This is a genomic window from Pseudomonas sp. JUb42 (assembly GCF_024807945.1).
GTDB lineage: Bacteria > Pseudomonadota > Gammaproteobacteria > Pseudomonadales > Pseudomonadaceae > Aquipseudomonas.
The window spans coordinates 209,285-227,129 of record NZ_JANUFD010000014.1 but is presented as its reverse complement, the minus strand read 5'-3'; the positions used below and the strand labels follow the sequence as shown (position 1 = coordinate 227,129).

The 17,845-nt window shown below is 58.2% G+C and carries 16 protein-coding genes; 6 read left to right on the top strand and 10 right to left on the bottom strand.

Going from position 1 to position 17,845, the window contains the following annotated elements; all coding sequences use genetic code 11:
- Nucleotides 1-499: 499 nt before the first annotated feature.
- A complete protein-coding gene (locus tag M2401_RS25685) occupies nucleotides 500-700 on the top strand; it encodes a DUF6124 family protein (protein WP_259107463.1) in 201 nt (66 codons plus the stop codon).
- A gap of 68 nt (nucleotides 701-768) precedes the next feature.
- On the opposite strand, the gene M2401_RS25680 is transcribed toward M2401_RS25685, so the two are convergent.
- From M2401_RS25680 to M2401_RS25665, 4 genes are all read right to left on the bottom strand, one after another.
- A complete protein-coding gene (locus M2401_RS25680; protein ID WP_259107453.1) occupies nucleotides 769-1,533 on the bottom strand; it encodes an amino acid ABC transporter ATP-binding protein in 765 nt (254 codons plus the stop codon).
- 10 nt (nucleotides 1,534-1,543) lie between these two features.
- On the bottom strand, nucleotides 1,544-2,641 hold the full coding sequence (locus M2401_RS25675; protein ID WP_259107451.1) for an amino acid ABC transporter permease: 1,098 nt from the start codon (nucleotides 2,639-2,641) through the stop codon (nucleotides 1,544-1,546).
- A 10-nt stretch (nucleotides 2,642-2,651) separates the two neighbouring features.
- Nucleotides 2,652-3,833 (bottom strand): amino acid ABC transporter permease, encoded by a 1,182-nt coding sequence (locus tag M2401_RS25670; protein ID WP_259107448.1) that lies wholly within the window; start codon nucleotides 3,831-3,833, stop codon nucleotides 2,652-2,654.
- Nucleotides 3,834-3,900: 67 nt separating this feature from the next.
- Nucleotides 3,901-4,932: an amino acid ABC transporter substrate-binding protein gene (locus M2401_RS25665; RefSeq protein ID WP_259107445.1), complete on the bottom strand. Its 1,032-nt coding sequence runs from the start codon at nucleotides 4,930-4,932 to the stop codon at nucleotides 3,901-3,903.
- Between the two features lie 501 nt (nucleotides 4,933-5,433).
- Here M2401_RS25665 and M2401_RS25660 point away from each other — a divergent pair.
- A complete protein-coding gene (locus tag M2401_RS25660) occupies nucleotides 5,434-6,090 on the top strand; it encodes an alpha/beta hydrolase (protein ID WP_259107441.1) in 657 nt (218 codons plus the stop codon).
- 113 nt (nucleotides 6,091-6,203) lie between these two features.
- On the top strand, nucleotides 6,204-7,679 hold the full coding sequence (gene rhlB, locus M2401_RS25655; protein ID WP_259107438.1) for an ATP-dependent RNA helicase RhlB: 1,476 nt from the start codon (nucleotides 6,204-6,206) through the stop codon (nucleotides 7,677-7,679).
- Between the two features lie 195 nt (nucleotides 7,680-7,874).
- On the opposite strand, the gene moaE is transcribed toward rhlB, so the two are convergent.
- The 6 genes from moaE to M2401_RS25625 form a co-directional block, all read right to left on the bottom strand.
- Nucleotides 7,875-8,330, bottom strand: a complete 456-nt coding sequence (gene moaE, locus M2401_RS25650; protein ID WP_259107428.1) for a molybdopterin synthase catalytic subunit MoaE — start codon at nucleotides 8,328-8,330, stop codon at nucleotides 7,875-7,877.
- Between the two features lie 3 nt (nucleotides 8,331-8,333).
- Entirely contained in the window at nucleotides 8,334-8,579 is a 246-nt protein-coding gene (locus tag M2401_RS25645) for a MoaD/ThiS family protein (RefSeq protein WP_259107426.1), read from the bottom strand.
- On the bottom strand, nucleotides 8,576-9,061 hold the full coding sequence (moaC, locus tag M2401_RS25640) for a cyclic pyranopterin monophosphate synthase MoaC (protein WP_259107424.1): 486 nt from the start codon (nucleotides 9,059-9,061) through the stop codon (nucleotides 8,576-8,578). The genes M2401_RS25645 and moaC overlap by 4 nt, the downstream gene beginning before the upstream one ends.
- A gap of 135 nt (nucleotides 9,062-9,196) precedes the next feature.
- Nucleotides 9,197-9,712, bottom strand: coding sequence for a hypothetical protein (locus tag M2401_RS25635; RefSeq protein WP_259107422.1), 516 nt, complete (start codon nucleotides 9,710-9,712; stop codon nucleotides 9,197-9,199).
- A gap of 215 nt (nucleotides 9,713-9,927) precedes the next feature.
- Nucleotides 9,928-11,322, bottom strand: a complete 1,395-nt coding sequence (locus M2401_RS25630; protein ID WP_259107420.1) for a PhoH family protein — start codon at nucleotides 11,320-11,322, stop codon at nucleotides 9,928-9,930.
- Between the two features lie 332 nt (nucleotides 11,323-11,654).
- Nucleotides 11,655-12,791 (bottom strand): polysaccharide deacetylase family protein, encoded by a 1,137-nt coding sequence (locus M2401_RS25625; RefSeq protein ID WP_409033983.1) that lies wholly within the window; start codon nucleotides 12,789-12,791, stop codon nucleotides 11,655-11,657.
- 192 nt (nucleotides 12,792-12,983) lie between these two features.
- Here M2401_RS25625 and yaaA point away from each other — a divergent pair, with 192 nt between their 5' ends.
- The 3 genes from yaaA (at nucleotide 12,984) to alg8 (ending at nucleotide 17,827) form a co-directional block, all read left to right on the top strand.
- The gene (gene yaaA, locus M2401_RS25620) at nucleotides 12,984-13,763 is read left to right on the top strand and encodes a peroxide stress protein YaaA (protein WP_259107415.1); all 780 of its coding nucleotides are present in this window, start codon (nucleotides 12,984-12,986) and stop codon (nucleotides 13,761-13,763) included.
- 1,077 nt (nucleotides 13,764-14,840) lie between these two features.
- Entirely contained in the window at nucleotides 14,841-16,157 is a 1,317-nt protein-coding gene (locus M2401_RS25615; RefSeq protein ID WP_259107413.1) for a nucleotide sugar dehydrogenase, read from the top strand.
- A 188-nt stretch (nucleotides 16,158-16,345) separates the two neighbouring features.
- Nucleotides 16,346-17,827: a mannuronan synthase gene (alg8, locus tag M2401_RS25610; protein WP_409033981.1), complete on the top strand. Its 1,482-nt coding sequence runs from the start codon at nucleotides 16,346-16,348 to the stop codon at nucleotides 17,825-17,827.
- Nucleotides 17,828-17,845 lie beyond the last annotated feature (18 nt).

Here is a 17,845-nt window from a genome sequence, read left to right as displayed (position 1 = left end):
AGTGACGTGTGACATGACGATGCTCCGAATAGTGACTCCTGTGAAAGTCTAGAGCCGTTCACAGGAGTCGAGCCGGGGGAACCATTTCATTAGATTTGCTCCGTGCTCCGGTTGGTGTTTGCTGCTTGACAACGCGGCGTGTAGACGGGGCGGGATTCCCCCCGAGCATCGCCCGCAACAAATTCGTAGGACCTGTCTCTTTCTTCGGGGCGAACTTTCCGAGAGAATCCCGAGCGCTTGTGCCTGTTGATTCAGGTGGCTAGGCTGCGTCGGTCGCTGATATCAGTGACTGGGTTTAGTCGCCCGCCAACAGACACATAGTGCCTTCGTCATTCCGACAGCCGATCTCCGGCCGGTCGTATTTGATGGTGGCTGTGTGTAGGGCGCCTTCGGGTGCGCCGGTTTTTCTGTTGGCCGGTCGACTAACCTGCGCACAGCCGCCACCCCCATCGTTTAGTCGCGATCAGTGCGGCCTCATTAACAACAGAGGTACACAACGATGTCTGATACACCGTCCAATCCAACCGTCCCAACCCGCATGACCCACGCCGCCGATATGTTGCGCTACGCCGCCGTCGTCGCCTATGAACACGCCGACAAGCTCAAGGGCAGCGATCGAGACATGGCGTTTTCGGTGCTGCACTTCATTGAAGTGGCCCGTGATGATGTAGAGAGCTCGCTGAGCAGTCTGCAGGCGTGATCATCTGACATTCAGCCATAAAAAAACCGGACCCCAAGGTCCGGTTTTTTTGTACTGCCTTCAACCGATCAATGCAGGATCTGGCTGAGGAACAGACGGGTGCGGTCGCTTTGCGGGTTGTCGAAGAAGTCGTTTGGCGCGGCTTGTTCGACGATCTCGCCCTTGTCCATGAAGATCACGCGATTGGCCACGGTGCGGGCAAAGCCCATTTCGTGGGTTACGCAGAGCATGGTCATGCCTTCTTCCGCGAGGCCGACCATGGTGTCCAGAACCTCTTTAACCATTTCCGGGTCGAGTGCCGAAGTCGGCTCGTCGAACAGCATGATCTTCGGCTTCATGCACAGCGCACGGGCAATCGCCACACGCTGTTGCTGACCGCCGGAGAGCTGGCCCGGGAATTTATGCGCCTGTTCTGGAATGCGTACGCGCTCCAGGTAGTGCATGGCGATTTCCTCGGCCTTGGCCTTGGGCATCTTGCGCACCCACATCGGTGCCAGCGTGCAGTTCTGCAGGATGGTCAGGTGCGGGAACAGGTTGAAGTGCTGGAACACCATGCCGACTTCGCGGCGGATGGTTTCGATCTGCTTCAGGTCCGAAGTCAGCTCGGTGCCGTCGACAATGATCTTGCCCTGCTGGTGCTCTTCCAGACGGTTGAGGCAGCGAATAGTGGTCGACTTGCCCGAACCCGACGGGCCGCACAGGACGATACGCTCGCCCTGACGCACGTTCAGGTTGATGTCTTTCAACACATGGAACTGGCCGTACCACTTGTGTACGCCCTCCATCCGGATCATGCCTTCAGCGCCCAGGGGCTTAACGATAGCTTCACTCATCACAAAACTCCTAATGCTTGTGGCCGGTGTCCAGCTTGCGCTCCAGATGCATGGAGTAGCGGGACATGCCGAAACAGAAGATCCAGAACACCAGGGCCGCGAAGACGTAGCCTTCTGTGGCCATACCGAGCCATTTCGGGTCGGCGGCCGCTTGCTTGACGCTGTTGAGCAGATCGAACAACCCGATGATGATCACCAGGCTTGTATCTTTGAACAGGGCGATGATCGTGTTGACGATCCCGGGGATAACCAGCTTGAGCGCCTGAGGCAGGATCACCAGGCCCATGCTGCGCCAGTAACCCAGGCCCATGGCGGACGCGGCTTCGTATTGCCCTTTGGGAATCGCCTGCATGCCGCCCCGTACCACTTCGGCGACATAGGCCGACTGGAACAGGATCACGCCGATCAGGGCGCGCAGCAATTTGTCGAAGCTCATGCCTTCAGGCAGGAACAACGGCAGCATCACCGAAGACATGAACAACACGGTGATCAACGGCACACCGCGCCAGAACTCGATGAAGGTCACGCAGACCACTTTCACCGCTGGCATGTTCGAGCGACGACCCAGGGCCAGCACGACACCCAATGGCAAGGCACCGGCAATACCGACGGTAGCGATAACCAGGGTCAGCATCAGGCCGCCCCACTGGCTGGTCGCCACGGCAGCCATGCCGAAGACATCGCCGTGCAACAGGCAGAAGGCAATGATCGGGTAAATCACCAGGAAGCTCAGGCCATAAACAGCCTTGCGCGGGAACCGGGAGATAAACAGCGGTGCAACGCCAACGATGGCCAGAATGACGGTCAGGTCAACCCTCCAGCGCAGGTCAGCCGGATAGTAGCCGTACATGAACTGGCCGAAGCGCTGTTCAACGAACACCCAGCAGGCACCGGCCTTGGTGCAGTCGGCGCGCGTGGTGCCGACCCAGTTGGCGTCGAAGATCGTCCAGCTCAGCAGCGGCGGGATAATCAGCCAGACCAGGTAGATCGCGAACAGGGTCAACAGGGTGTTGATCCAGTTCGAGAACAGGTTCTGGCGCATCCATGCCACCGGCCCGAAGACTTTGCTCGGTGGCGGCATGTTGGGTTTGAAAATATGTGTACTCATGCGCTCTTCCTCACCGCTCGATCAGCGCAATGCGCTTGTTGTACCAGTTCATCAGCAGGGAAATGCTGATACTGATCGCCAGGTACACGCTCATGGTGATGGCAATGACTTCAATCGCCTGACCGGTCTGGTTGAGAACGGTACCGGCAAACAGCGAAACCATTTCCGGATAACCGATACCGGCTGCCAGCGAGGAGTTCTTCGCCAGGTTGAGGTATTGGCTGGTCAGTGGCGGAATGATCACCCGCAGCGCCTGGGGAATGATCACCTTGCGCAGCGTAGGACCAGGACGCAGACCCAGGGAACGGGCAGCTTCGGTCTGGCCATGGCTGACCGATTTGATACCTGAACGCACGATCTCGGAGATGAACGCAGCGGTATAAACCGTCAGCGCCAGGGTCAAGGCCAGCAGTTCCGGGATCATTACCCAGCCACCGACGAAGTTGAAGCCCTTGAGCTCCGGCATCTCCCAATGCACCGGCACGCCGAAGATCAGCATGCTCAAGGCCGGGATCACAATGAACAGACCGAGACCGGCCCAGAACTTGTGAAAAGGTACGCCGGTTTCATCGAAACGCTTGTTGGCCCACTTGGCCATCAGCACGATGGCGACAATGGCCACAACGATGCTGACCCAGAATGCCCAGAACCCGTCAGCCTTCAAAGCGGCCGGCATGTTCAGGCCACGGCTGCTGACATAGAACATGTCCAGGAAACCATGGGCATTACGCGGACCCGGCAGGGTCAGGAACACAGCGAAGTACCAGAACAGGATCTGCAACAGAGGCGGAATGTTACGGAAGACTTCAACGTAAACCGTCGCCAGTTTGTTGATGATCCAGTTGTTGGACAGCCGCGCGACACCAATGACGAAACCCAGCAGGGTCGCCAGGATCACGCCGATGAACGTCACCAGCAGGGTGTTGAGCAGGCCGATGACAAATACGCGGGCGTAGCTGTCGGATTCGGTGTAGTCGATCAAATGCTGGGCGATACCGAAACCGGCACTTCGATCAAGGAAACCGAAGCCGGAGGTAATACCCCGATGTTGCAGGTTGGTCTGGGTGTTACTGAACAGATACCAGCCCATCGCGATTACCGCGACAACCGTGATGATCTGGAATAACCAGGCACGCACTTTTGGATCAGTCAGGGAAAAACCCTTCGTTGGTGCGCCGATTTGCTTTTGCATGGAGTGCCCCAGGAAAAATGGAACAAAAATGCCCGCAAGCCTGACGGGGCTTGCGGGCACAGTTCAATCAGCGCACTGGTGGTGCGTATTGAATGCCGCCATTGGTCCACAGAGCGTTCATGCCACGTTCGATTTCGAGCGGGGTGCTTTTGCCCAGGTTCTTCTCGAAGATCTCGCCGTAGTTACCGACTTGCTTGACGATGGCTACAACCCAGCCTTTCGGCAGTTTCAGGTCTTTGCCGTATTCGCCGTCAGCGCCGAGCATACGGGCTACGTCCGGATTCTTGGTGCCTTTGGCTTCGGCTTCGACGTTTTTCGAAGTGATGCCGGCTTCTTCAGTGTTCAGCAGTGCGTAGCCAGTCCAGCGCACGATAGCCAGCCACTCGTCATCGCCGTTACGCACTACAGGTGCCAGAGGCTCCTTGGAGATGGTTTCAGGCAGAACGACGTAGTCTTTTGGCGAAGCCAGTTTGCTGCGCTGTGCGTACAGCTGCGACTTGTCGGAGGTCAGTACGTCGCAACGACCGGATTCCAGCGACTTGGCGCTTTCATCGGAGGTGTCGAACGTGATCGGGGTGTACTTCAGGTTGTTGGCACGGAAGTAGTCGGAAACGTTCAGCTCGGTAGTGGTACCGGCCTGGATGCAGATGGTCGCACCGTCCAGTTCCTTGGCACTTTTCACGCCCAGTTTCTTGTTGGCCAGGAAACCTACGCCGTCGAAGTAGGTGACGAAGCCAGGGAATTTCAGACCCATGCCAGCGTCACGGGAGCTGGTCCAGGTGGTGTTACGCGACAGGATGTCGATTTCGCCGGATTGCAGAGCGGTGAAACGCTCTTTGGCGTTCAACTGGCTGAACTTGACCTTGGTAGCATCACCGAAGACAGCGGCAGCAACAGCGCGGCAGACGTCGGCGTCGATCCCTACGATCTTGCCGGTGCTGTCTGGAACGGAGAAACCTGGCAGGCCATCACTGACGCCGCACTGGACAAAACCCTTCTTCATGACTGCGTCAAGGGTGGCACCTGCGTGCGCGAAACCCGAAACACCCAGCACTGCTGCCGTGGTGACTACAGCCAGGGTGGATTTCAACATCTTCATTCAAACCTCCAGTTTGCTCTTTGTTGTGTTGGAGCTTGAGCCCCGTCGCACCCTTGTGAGGCACTGATGACCCGTGCTGGCTTTTTTTTGGGTCATGCGACGTAAGACCTGAATCTGGAACCGGGCGCAAGATCATCTCGTCAACCCTGTTCCCGACCCGTCAATCGGTCAAATGGATCAAACCCCATGATGTACCTGACCAAGATGGTACAGGCCGAACCGTGCCGGGAATCCTGTCGTATGGATTCCATGCCGCGCCGCACAGACACTGAGAGTAGTTGCTCAGTGTTACCGCACAAGCAGAGCACTTTGACTCGAATGATGCATAGCAAAGCCCGTACCAGACTGCCAGCAATGTCGAATAGGCGACACGTCAAGTCTAAAACTTGTAACCTTGCGACATCTTGATTCAAATTTCTTTCAATTCGTTGCCGAATTTCATTTGATTGCGCACCTTAATAATGCATCTGAAATTTTGCCGCGCACCTCATTGGAGCAATCATGCACGAATCCCTCATTCTTGAACCCGTGGACACGCCGGATGCCTGCGTAATCTGGCTGCACGGCCTGGGCGCTGACCGATATGACTTCCTGCCGGTCGCTGAAGCGCTGCAGGAAAAACTGCTGACCACACGCTTCGTTTTGCCCCAGGCGCCGACCCAGGCCGTGACCATCAATGGCGGGTATGCCATGCCCAGCTGGTACGACATTCTGGCCATGAGTCCGGCCCGTTCTATTAATAAGGAACAGATGGAAGCATCGGCGCAGCGGGTGATCGCTTTGATCGAAGCCCAGCGCGACGGCGGTATCGACCCGGCGCGGATTTTTCTGGCAGGTTTTTCCCAGGGCGGCGCCGTGGTTTATCACACGGCGTTCCTGCGCTGGCAGGGCCCGCTTGGTGGCGTATTGGCACTATCGACCTATGCCCCGACCTTCAGCGAACACCTGACCCTGACAGACATTCAGAGCCGCATTCCGGTCTACAGCTTGCATGGTCAATATGATGATGTGGTGCAAAAGGCCATGGGCCGCACCGCCTACGACACACTCACGGCTCTGGGCGTAACCGCCGCATGGCAGGAATACCCAATGGGCCACGAAGTGTTACCCGAGGAAATCTCCGACATTGGAACCTGGCTCGCTCAACGACTCGGGTAACGTCTTTAAACGCATCGGGCAGAAACGTTCTGTAGCGCACGCGGCATGCCACTACGCCGCGCACGGTTCTTGCTTTACACTGCCCGACGTACATTCCTTAATCAATTGATGAGATGACCGTGCTTAAAGCACTTAAAAAGATGTTCGGTAAAAGCGAGGTCGAGTCGCTCGCCCCTGTGCCTGCCCCCTCTGTTACCGCTCCCGCCGCCCCAGCCGAACCTTTCGTGCAGCCCCAGGTTGTCGCCGTAGACAGCGCGCCTGCTGCGGTTGCCGCGCCGCAAGCCGACCAGATCGAGCAAGACGCCGGCGAAAAAGCCCAACCCAAAGCCCCACGCCCGCGTCGCGAACGCGCGCCCAAGCCGGTGGTTGTGCCATGGAAACTCGAAGATTTCGTTGTCGAGCCACAGCAAGGCAAGACCCGCTTCCACGATTTCGACCTGGCTCCGGAATTGATGCATGCGATTCAGGACTTGGGCTTCCCGTACTGTACGCCGATCCAGGCAGGCGTACTGGGCTTCACCCTCAAGGGTAAGGACGCCATCGGCCGTGCCCAGACTGGCACCGGCAAGACCGCCGCATTCCTGATTTCGATCATTTCCCAGCTGACCCAGACCCCGCCGCCGAAAGAGCGCTACATGGGTGAGCCCCGCGCGCTGATCATCGCCCCGACCCGCGAACTGGTGGTCCAGATCGCCAAGGACGCGGCCGACCTGACCAAGTACACCGACCTGAACGTCATGACCTTCGTTGGCGGCATGGACTTCGACAAGCAGCTCAAGCAGCTCGAAGCGCGTCATTGCGACATCCTCGTCGCCACGCCGGGCCGTCTGCTGGACTTCAACCAGCGCGGCGAAGTGCATCTGGACATGGTCGAAGTCATGGTCCTCGACGAAGCCGACCGCATGCTCGACATGGGCTTCATCCCGCAAGTCCGTCAGATCATTCGTCAGACTCCGCACAAGGGCGAGCGCCAGACCCTTCTGTTCTCTGCGACCTTTACCGAAGATGTTATGAACCTGGCCAAGCAATGGACCACCGAGCCATCTATCGTCGAGATCGAATCCGAAAACGTCGCCGCCGATAACGTCGAGCAGCATATCTATGCCGTGGCCTCGGCGGACAAGTACAAGCTGCTTTATAACCTGGTCACCGACAACGGCTGGGAACGGGTCATGGTCTTTGCCAACCGCAAGGACGAAGTGCGTCGCATTGAAGAGCGCCTGGTACGTGATGGCGTCAACGCCGCGCAGCTGTCCGGCGACGTGCCGCAGCACAAGCGCATCAAGACCCTGGAAGGTTTCCGCGAAGGCAAGATCCGCGTACTGGTTGCCACCGATGTGGCTGGCCGCGGGATTCACATTGACGGCATCAGCCACGTCATCAACTTCACCCTGCCAGAAGTGCCGGACGACTACGTACACCGTATCGGCCGTACCGGACGCGCCGGGGCCGACGGTGTGTCGATCAGCTTTGCCGGGGAAGACGATTCGTATCAGTTGCCCGCGATCGAAGAGAAGCTGGGCCGCAAGATCAGTTGCGAAATGCCGCCGATGGAGTTATTGCGGGCGGTGGTGCGTAAGCAACCCTGAACACCGCATGATCCTATAGGACCGGCTTCAGCCGGGAGACCTGGCGTACATCGATGCATTTGTGGGAGCGAATTCATTCGCGAAGGCGGCATCTCAGACGATGCAAATACGTCGGATGTACCGGCCTCTTCGCGAATGAATTCGCTCCCACAACATTCGCTCCCACAATCAGCTACCACGGGGGCCTTTCAATAATCAGGCTTTATGCCACCGCCCCGCCGCCGCATGATCACTGTCCCGCCCTTCCACCCAGCGCGGTCCTTCTGAAGTGGTTTCCTTCTTCCAGAACGGTGCACGGGTCTTCAAATAGTCCATGACGAAATCACAGGCCTCGAATGCGGCCTGGCGATGAGCACTGGCAACACCGACGAAGACGATGGGCTCACCCGGCTCGAGGGCGCCGACCCGATGCAGCACCTCCAGCTTGAGCAGCGGCCAGCGTTGTTCAGCCTCGACGGCAATCTTGCCCAGGGCCTTTTCGGTCATGCCGGGATAATGCTCGAGGAACATCCCCGCCACGTCCCGTCCATCGTTGAAATCACGCACATAGCCGACAAAACTCACCACCGCACCAACACCGACATTGGCCGCATGCATGGCATTGACCTCGGCCCCCGGATCGAACGCCGTCGCCTGAACCCTGATCGCCATGGCTTAGCCTCCGGTCACGGTAGGAAAAAACGCCACTTGATCGCCGTCCTGCAACGGCTTGTTTACCGAGCACAGCTCCTCACTAAGGGCACACATCAGGTTTTGCTCGGTCAGCACCTGCCAGACATCGCCACGCCTGGCCAAATGGGCGCGCAGGTCATCGATGGTGGAGAACTCGCCATCGACCCGCTCGCCATCCAGGCCCAGGACTTCGCGATAACGGGCGAAATACAGCACTTGTATGTTCATGGGGTCTGTCCTTCAGCGTCGGCAACGAAGTGCCCGCTCTTGCCGCCCAGCTTCTCCAGCAGGCGTACGGCCTCGATCACCATGCCCCGGTCAACGGCCTTGCACATGTCGTAGATCGTCAGTGCAGCGACGCTGGCGGCGGTCAGGGCCTCCATTTCCACACCGGTCTGGCCGGATAACTTGCAGCGGGCAACGATATGCACGGTGTCTTGGCCTTCAGCGCTGAGTTCGACCTTGACGCTGGTCAGCATCAGCGGATGGCACAAGGGGATCAGGTCACTGGTTTTCTTCGCCGCCTGAATCCCGGCAATGCGCGCCACGGCGAACACATCACCCTTGGGGTGGCCGCCACTGACGATCATTTGCAGGGTTGCCGGCAGCATGCGTACGCGGGCTTCGGCCACGGCTTCACGGAACGTCACGGCCTTGTCGGTGACGTCGACCATATTGGCGCGACCTTGGGAATCGAGATGAGTCAGCACGGAGATACTCCTGAACAGGAGCAGCAATTGTAAACCTAATGGAGGGCACTGTGGCCTGGCGCTACGCGGTGGCCAGATCATGGGAAAGCACCCCGGGGCCGCTAAGCCCCGAGGCGCTGGCAATATGCGCGATTGTCAGATGCGCTTCACGGCCCCCGTCAGCTCACCGCCAGTGGTATCGACGAGGGAAACCTTCCTCAGCGAAATCTGCTTCTTGCAGCTGTGCAGGACCAGCAATTCCACGGCACCGTGGTCATAGCGACCGGCAAGATTGAGCGGCAAGCGGACGGTTTGCCATTGCGCAAACTCCTTGACGATAAAGGTGTGGAACACCGGCGTCTCACTGGAGTTCTGTAGCATCAGGATGACTTGCACGTCCCCCTCAGCCTCGCCAGAACCGTCCCTCACACGTATATCCATGGAAAGCTCAATAGTGGCGGGCCGTTGCAACATCTGGAAATTCTGCACCAGTCTGCCGCCCCCAGCGAATTCACCGTCGCCATCCTCGTCCAGGCCAAAGCTGGCGAAGTTGCGACTCTCTACCCCCGGCCCGACATCCATTACCCGCTCGACAGAGGGAAACACCCGCCATCCCGGGAATGGGTTACCGGGTTCGTTGGCTAGAAAATTACCGTTAACAATGTATTCCATCAGTGACATCCCTTGATTTGAAAATCGTCCATGTTGAATACCGATCCGGACACGGCCAAAAATACCAGGCCCAGGCGATTTGCCCTTCGAATCGATATGCAGGTGGTTAATCAAAGGCGGGAGTAACTGTCAAGCGTCGGGGCAAAAGCAGAGCGGGGAGCGATTCTATCGGCGATAGATCCGCTCCCCGTTTTCAGTGGGTTTTCTGCAAGGCGTTACAAATGCGACTCCGCATATTCAGCCAGGATCGAGCGCGGCACACCCTGCAGGGTGATATGCACGCCGTTGGGGAAGTCCTTGAAGCGCTCCGTGAGGTAGGTCAGGCCGGAACTGGTGGCCGACAGGTAAGGCGTATCGATCTGCGCCAGGTTACCCAGGCAGACCACTTTGGAACCGGCGCCGGCGCGGGTGATGATGGTTTTCATCTGGTGCGGGGTGAGGTTCTGGCATTCGTCGATGAGGATCAGGCTCTGCTGGAAGCTGCGACCGCGAATGTAGTTAAGGGATTTGAACTGCAAGGGCACTTTGCTGAGGATGTAATCAACGCTGCCATGGGTGTTTTCGTCATCCATGTGCAAGGCTTCGAGGTTGTCGGTGATGGCGCCCAACCACGGCTCCATTTTTTCTGCTTCGGTGCCGGGCAGGAAACCGATCTCCTGGTCCAACCCCTGCACGCTGCGGGTAGCGATGATGCGGCGATAGCGTTTGCTGACCATGGTCTGCTCGATGGCAGCGGCCAGGGCGAGAATGGTCTTGCCGGAGCCCGCAGCGCCGGACAGGTTGACCAGGTGGATATCGGGATCAAGCAGGGCGAACAGCGCCAGGCCCTGATAGATGTCGCGAGGCTTGAGGCCCCAGGCTTCCTGATGCAGCAGCGGTTCCTGATGCATGTCCAGAATCAGCAGTTCATCGGCCTTGACGCCTTTGATCCAGCCGACAAAGCCCTGCTCGTCAACGATGAACTCGTTGATATGCACGGAAGGCAGCGCATCGCTCATCTGCACACGGTGCCAGGTGCGGCCGTGATCCTGACGGGTCTCGACCTTGCTGACCCGGTCCCAGAACGAGCCGGTCAATGTGTGGTAGCCACGGGACAGCATCGACACATCATCGACCAGCTGGTCGGTGCTGTAGTCTTCGGCGGCGATCCCGCAGGCACGCGCCTTGAGGCGCATATTGATGTCTTTGGTCACCAGCACCAGGCGCAGGTCCTTGTCGCGCGCGTGCAGGTCGATCAACTGGTTGATGATGATGTTGTCGTTGAGGTGTTCGGGCAGCAGGCTGTTGGGTTCCTCGCGCTTGCTCATGAGGATCGACAGAAAGCCCTTGAACACGCCGGTGCCGCGATCAATCGGTACGCCTTTTTCAACATCCTCCGGTGTGGCTTCGCCCAGGGTCTTGTCGATCAGGCGGATGGCCTGACGGCATTCCGCAGCCACCGAATGCTTGCCTGCCTTGAGTTTGTCGAGCTCCTCAAGGACCGTCATCGGGATGGCGACGTGGTGTTCTTCGAAGTTCAGCAGTGCGTTTGGATCATGAATCAATACGTTGGTATCGAGCACGTAAAGGATTGGCTGGTTAGAGGAAGGGGTGCGTCCGTGATCATCCATACTCGCTCACCTTTATAGAAGCCAGGCGGCGCAGAGCCAACATACTGCGCCACGAAAAGGCCGCCGAGGCTCTCTCCTTCAGGCAGGAGAGAAATGCTCAAAATGGAGTCCGGGAAGACGCCACCTGTGTTGCAGGGTTCGGCGGTCTGTCTTCGTAATACCGCAAAACAGATGACAGAAAAAAGCTCTTTGACAGTTTTTTGAAGTTTATTTCACAGTATGACGAATAGCCCTTGGCGGGGGCGCCGTGCACGTTTACAGTCGGAAGTCCGCTCCAGGCAAAATCACGTAGGAATCTTCCTACGCACTCCGCTTAAAACCTTCTCCAGCCCTTATTCCACGGGCCTTTCCGGTATCTGACGACAGTCCTGCCACTGCACGCCGCTTTGTCCGGTATTGAGCAGCAGCCAGGGCAATGCATCCTGGGCTTTACTGCCGGTGTCATGAAACATGATGGTGCCACGGCGCCAGAGCAGCATCAGGGTCAGTACGCGCTCGGCACTCTGTTGGGGCGTGATGCGCGGATTCAGGTCTTGGGAGTCGATGCTCCACAATGAAACCCGCAGATCCTGGGAGCGGAAAAACTCTGCGCTGTCGGCCCGACGATGCCCGTAGGGCGGTCGGAACAGCGGCACGTAGTTGTCGGGCAATAGCTGCTGAACCAGTGCGGCACTGCGCGCAACCGAGTTTTGCCAGTCAACCCATTGGCTGTGGGAACGATACTCCCAGCCCTGAATACCGACGCATTGCAGGCGGTAGAGATCCTGCAACTTGGCCGCCGAGCTGTCTTCCAGACGATCCTGCAGGCTTTTGCCGAGCACATTGAAGGTCGCGGTAAGTTTCTGCTGACGCATGAAGTCGGCCAGCCAGTCGGTGCCACCGTCCACCGCCGTCGGGCCGCTGTCGAAATTGAGCATGAAAGTGCGATCAGGCATTTCATCGCCACTCAGCTCATCGGAGTTGTAACGCTCGATCTCGCTGCTGGTCTGGGGGAACAGTGCCGCCATGCGCAGCAATTCGTTCAGATAGCGGGTGTGAAAGGCATCGCTCGGCTTGGCCCAGCTGGCATAGAAGGAGTCATCGGCGATCTGGTACTCGGCGGCGCGCTCGCGCAACTGGTCCATTTCATCGGCCAGCACGCAGAAAGAGGCATCCTGTTCGCAGCTCTTCTGGGCAAACTGATAGTTCTCCAGCAGGCGCGTCCATAGGCGGTTACGCACCAGGTTGATCGACTGCATATTGATTGAACGCAAGCCCAGGCGCGCCTTGAGGCCCTCTTCGTCGAGGCCTTCGCTGAGATACAGGGCATGGGCGAACGCAAGGATTTCCGCGCGCGAGGCGACATCGAACAATTGCTCTGTGGTCAATTGCTCGGGCCAGACACTGCGGTCCATGGTCGCCGGCGGCGGCAACGCTGCCTGGGCATTGAGCCAGAAGACTCCGGTGCACACTGCTATCAAGATCCGCAAAGCCACTGCTCTCATCCTTAGACAAACCTGTTTGAACCAGCCCGGCACTATAGCCGATCCCGATGCCACACCTGATGTCGTGGCTGATACAAAGCCGGGCGAGCTGTGATCGAGTCAAGACTATCGTCGCCATAGCTGGAGTCATAGCGTTCAAGTCCCTAGAATCCCCCGACGATTAAAGGAGACGACGTTATGCTGATGGTGATTTCCCCAGCCAAGACCCTCGATTTCGAAACACCGCCCACCACGACGCGTTTCACCCAACCGCAATATCTGGACCACTCTCAGGAACTGATCACGCAGTTGCGCGAATTGAGCCCGGCGCAGATCAGCGAGCTGATGCACCTGTCGGACAAGCTGGCGGGCCTGAACGCCGCGCGCTTCGGCAGCTGGACCCCCGCCTTCACCCCGGACAACGCCAAGCAGGCGCTGCTGGCATTCAAGGGCGATGTCTACACCGGCCTGCAAGCCGAAACCCTGAATGACGATCAACTCAGCTATGCACAGGGTCATCTGCGCATGCTCTCGGGCCTCTACGGCCTGCTGCGCCCGCTGGACCTGATGCAGCCCTACCGCCTGGAAATGGGCACCCGCCTGGCCAACGCCCGGGGCAAGGACCTGTACGCCTTCTGGGGCACGCGCATCAGCGAATGGTTGAACCAGGCCCTGGCTGATCAAGGTGATGACCTGCTGCTGAACCTGGCCTCCACTGAATACTTTTCGGCGGTCAAGCGTTCGGCCCTCAAGGCGCGGATCATCGACACCGAGTTCAAGGACCTGAAGAACGGCCAGTACAAGATCATCAGCTTCTATGCCAAGAAAGCCCGAGGCATGATGAGCCGCTTCGTCATCAGCGAGCGCATCAACGATCCGGCCGCCCTGAAGCAGTTCGACGTGCAGGGTTATCGCTACAGCAGCGAACAATCGAGCCCGGACAAGCTGGTGTTTCTGCGTGACAGCCCCGAGCAATAGTCGAACACACCGCAAACGCGTGAATTGAAATGCGATTGCTGCAGGAGCTGCCGAAGGCTGCGAAACGGTGTATCTGATCGGTCCATTCGCAGCCTTCGGTAGCTCCTACAGACCAAACCACATTCGTTGGAGCGAGGCTTGCCCGCGAACCGGTCGCTGCGGTGGGGTCACATACGTCGCGTTATCGTTTTTCGCGGGCAAGCCCGCCTCCTACAAGGCCGCGTTTATCGCACCAGCTCTTCCCGGCTAAAGCCGATCCCACAGTGATCCCATGTTTGCCCTGCGACAGCGCTGCCTCGCCCGGCTTCAAAGGCCAGTCTTCAAAGGCCCAGAATGACGACTTATTGACGGCATTAAATTGTCAGGCAGTTAGCCAACTTGGCATTCTCAAAAAAATAACAACTTTTTTTCGCTGCTGGCATTTTGCTCATTTGCAGTAGTGGCACAAAAACATCCCCCTCGCGCAACTACCCATGAACTAAGGGCGAAACACAAGTTGCCATCAAATTGCGACTACCGTCACATTTCTCCCATTTCCGCCCGATTCTCAAAAAGAGGACGAGTGGCCCGGAACTTATCCAAATGGCACACGCTCCTACATCCCGTAACAATTATCGTCTGTGACGTGAGAGATCACTTACATCACACCGAGAAAATCAGGAAGTTCCAAGAGGAACTTCTGGCTTAACCGCCAGAGCCCATGTATCGGGAGAAGCAGCACCCTACATTAGTTGGAGTAAGACGGGCACAGCACCACCGAAGTGCTGGCAAACGATCACTCAGGCGCATCAGGCCGTGGGCTCTGGCTCAGGGTTGTGATTGAGGATTCGTGTGCATCCGCCCACAGGGAGTGGCTCACCACTTCATCAGAGCAAGATCCCGTGCCCGTCGGACACGAGCTACTTGCCACTCATCGCTACTGCGGTTCGAGGTTGCCTAAGTTAATAGGCACTCATTATTAATCCTGCCTGCGTTCGATTCTTCGGCCTTAATCCGTTGAACTTTCGAGTGCGCGTTAACTGCTGGTCAATACAACTTATCCAGCCAACTTATGGCGTGAAATCGAGGAGAAAGACGATGCGTATCAGCATCTTTGGTTTGGGCTACGTCGGTGCAGTATGTGCCGGTTGCCTGTCAGCGCGAGGTCATGATGTAGTCGGTGTGGATATCTCCAGCGCCAAGATTGACCTTATCAACCAGGGCAAGTCGCCCATCGTCGAACCGGGCCTGGGCGAGTTGCTCGAAAAGGGCATCAAGACCGGCCGACTGCGCGGCACCACGGACTTTTCCGAGGCCATCCGTGCCACTGATGTGTCGATGATCTGCGTCGGCACGCCAAGCAAGAAGAACGGCGATCTGGAACTGGATTTCATCGAGTCCGTCTGCCGCGAAATCGGTTTTGTCCTGCGTGACAAGACTTCCCGCCACACCATCGTGGTGCGCAGTACCGTACTGCCGGGCACTGTCGCCAACGTGGTAATCCCTATCCTCGAAGACTGCTCCGGCAAGAAGGCAGGTGTCGATTTCGGTGTTGCGGTGAACCCTGAGTTCCTGCGCGAAAGCACCGCGATCAAAGACTACGACCATCCGCCAATGACCGTTATCGGCGAGTTCGACAAAGCGTCCGGCGACGTGCTGCAGGCCCTTTACGAAGAACTCGACGCGCCGATCATCCGCAAGGACATCGCCGTTGCCGAGATGATCAAGTACACCTGCAACGTCTGGCATGCGACCAAGGTCACCTTCGCCAACGAGATCGGCAACATCGCCAAAGCGGTGGGTGTCGACGGTCGCGAAGTGATGGAAGTGGTCTGCCAGGACAAACAGTTGAACCTGTCCCAGTACTACATGCGTCCCGGCTTCGCTTTCGGCGGCTCCTGCCTGCCAAAAGACGTGCGCGCCCTGACCTACCGCGCCAGCAGCCTGGACGTGGAAGCGCCACTGCTCAACTCGCTGATGCGCAGCAACGTCTCCCAGGTACAGAACGCCTTCGACATCGTCGCCAGCCACGACACCCGCAAAGTCGCCCTGCTCGGCCTGAGTTTCAAGGCCGGTACTGACGACCTGCGCGAGAGCCCGCTGGTGGAGCTGGCCGAGATGCTGATCGGCAAGGGTTTCGACCTGAGCATCTTCGACAGCAACGTCGAATACGCCCGCGTCCACGGTGCCAACAAGGACTACATCGAGTCGAAGATCCCTCACGTTTCCTCGCTGCTCAACTCTGATTTCGATCAGGTGATCAACGACTCCGACGTGATCATCCTCGGCAACCGTGACGAGCGCTTCCGTGCTCTGGCGGACAAGGCACCGGCCGGCAAGCACGTCGTCGACCTGGTGGGCTTCATGACCAAGACCACCGGCGAAAGCGGCCAGTCCGAAGGGATTTGCTGGTAACGCTCCTGGGCTTCCAATGACGGGAGCCCTTGTGGGAGCGAAGGTTGTGGGAGCGAATTCATTCGCGAATGCAGTATTTCAGGCTACGAAGCAGCGCCGGATGTATCGGTCTCTTCGCGGATGAATCCGCTCCCACAAGCCGCTCCCACATGTTCCAACACCGCTTAACGACGAGACGGATGCAGATTATGCAAAGGCTAAAGCATGGCCTCCTACAGGCCGCAGGTTGGCTGTTTTACCTCAGTTTCTTGATGGCCCTGGCCCTGGCCTTGCCGACGAGCATCTTTGATTCGCAGTCCAAGAACTTCATTTTCCTGATTGGCGCCGTGGGTATCTGGCGCTACTCGATGGGCATTACGCACTTTCTGCGCGGCATGCTGTTTCTCTACGTGGTCTACCCGCACCTGCGCCGCAAAGTGCGCAAGCTGGGCAAAGCGGCAGACCCGTCCCATGTTTTTCTGATGGTCACCAGTTTTCGCATCGACGCCCTTACCACTGCTCAGGTGTACAGCTCGGTGATCCGCGAAGCGATCGAATGCGGCTACCCGACCACGGTGGTCTGCTCCCTGGTGGAGATGTCTGACGAACTATTGGTCAAGGCCCTGTGGGCGCGGATGAATCCGCCGGCTCGCGTGACCCTGGACTTCGTGCGCATCGCCGGCACCGGCAAACGCGATGGCCTGGCCTTCGGTTTCCGCGCCATCTCCCGCCACCTGCCGGACGAGCGCGCAGTGGTAGCGGTGATCGACGGCGACACCGTGCTCAGCGAAGGCGTGGTGCGCAAGACCGTGCCGTGGTTCCAGTTGTTCGGTAATGTCGGCGGCCTGACCACCAACGAGTTCTGTGAAGTGCGCGGCGGCTACATCATGAGCGAGTGGCACAAGCTGCGTTTCGCCCAGCGCCACATCAACATGTGCTCCATGGCCCTGTCCAAGCGCGTGCTGACAATGACCGGGCGCATGTCGGTATTTCGCGCCACGGTAGTCACCGACCCCGAGTTCATCGCCGACGTCGAAAGCGATTCGCTGCACCACTGGCGCCTGGGCACTTTCAAGTTCCTCACCGGCGACGACAAATCCAGCTGGTTCAGCCTGATGCGCCTGGGCTACGACACCTTCTACGTGCCGGATGCCGCAATCAATACCGTTGAACACCCACCGGAAAAGAGCTTCCTCAAGGCCAGCCGCAAACTGATGTACCGCTGGTACGGCAACAACCTGCGGCAGAACTCCCGAGCCCTGGGCCTGGGTGTCAATCGCCTCGGCGTGTTCACCAGCGTAGTGCTGTTCGACCAGCGCGTATCCATGTGGACGTCGATCCTCGGCCTGACCGTGGCCCTGATCGCCAGCTTCAAATACGGCGTGACCTTTTTGCTGATGTACCTGCTGTGGATCGGCATTACCCGCCTGGTCCTCACCCTGCTGCTGTCGTGCAGCGGGCACAGCATCGGCCCGGCCTACCCGGTGATTCTCTATTACAACCAGATCGTCGGCGCCCTGATGAAGATCTACGTGTTCTTCCGTCTTGACCGCCAGTCCTGGACTCGCCAGGACACCAAGCTCAGTCGCGACATGGCCAGTTTCCAGGGTTGGTTCAACACCTGGTCGTCGCGAACCATGACCTTTTCCGCGGGCAGCATCTTCGTTGCCGTGCTGCTGACAATGGTCTGACAGGCCCCCATGGATCAA

Bases quoted from the DNA above. Each gene is read 5' to 3' on its own strand.
- M2401_RS25685 (WP_259107463.1), top strand. From the start codon at position 500: ATGTCTGATACACCGTCCAATCCAACCGTCCCAACCCGCATGACCCAC.
- M2401_RS25680 (WP_259107453.1), bottom strand. From the start codon at position 1,533: ATGAGTGAAGCTATCGTTAAGCCCCTGGGCGCTGAAGGCATGATCCGG.
- M2401_RS25675 (WP_259107451.1), bottom strand. From the start codon at position 2,641: ATGAGTACACATATTTTCAAACCCAACATGCCGCCACCGAGCAAAGTC.
- M2401_RS25670 (WP_259107448.1), bottom strand. From the start codon at position 3,833: ATGCAAAAGCAAATCGGCGCACCAACGAAGGGTTTTTCCCTGACTGAT.
- M2401_RS25665 (WP_259107445.1), bottom strand. From the start codon at position 4,932: ATGAAGATGTTGAAATCCACCCTGGCTGTAGTCACCACGGCAGCAGTG.
- M2401_RS25660 (WP_259107441.1), top strand. From the start codon at position 5,434: ATGCACGAATCCCTCATTCTTGAACCCGTGGACACGCCGGATGCCTGC.
- rhlB (WP_259107438.1), top strand. From the start codon at position 6,204: ATGACCGTGCTTAAAGCACTTAAAAAGATGTTCGGTAAAAGCGAGGTC.
- moaE (WP_259107428.1), bottom strand. From the start codon at position 8,330: ATGGCGATCAGGGTTCAGGCGACGGCGTTCGATCCGGGGGCCGAGGTC.
- M2401_RS25645 (WP_259107426.1), bottom strand. From the start codon at position 8,579: ATGAACATACAAGTGCTGTATTTCGCCCGTTATCGCGAAGTCCTGGGC.
- M2401_RS25635 (WP_259107422.1), bottom strand. From the start codon at position 9,712: ATGGAATACATTGTTAACGGTAATTTTCTAGCCAACGAACCCGGTAAC.
- M2401_RS25630 (WP_259107420.1), bottom strand. From the start codon at position 11,322: ATGGATGATCACGGACGCACCCCTTCCTCTAACCAGCCAATCCTTTAC.
- yaaA (WP_259107415.1), top strand. From the start codon at position 12,984: ATGCTGATGGTGATTTCCCCAGCCAAGACCCTCGATTTCGAAACACCG.
- M2401_RS25615 (WP_259107413.1), top strand. From the start codon at position 14,841: ATGCGTATCAGCATCTTTGGTTTGGGCTACGTCGGTGCAGTATGTGCC.
- alg8 (WP_409033981.1), top strand. From the start codon at position 16,346: ATGCAAAGGCTAAAGCATGGCCTCCTACAGGCCGCAGGTTGGCTGTTT.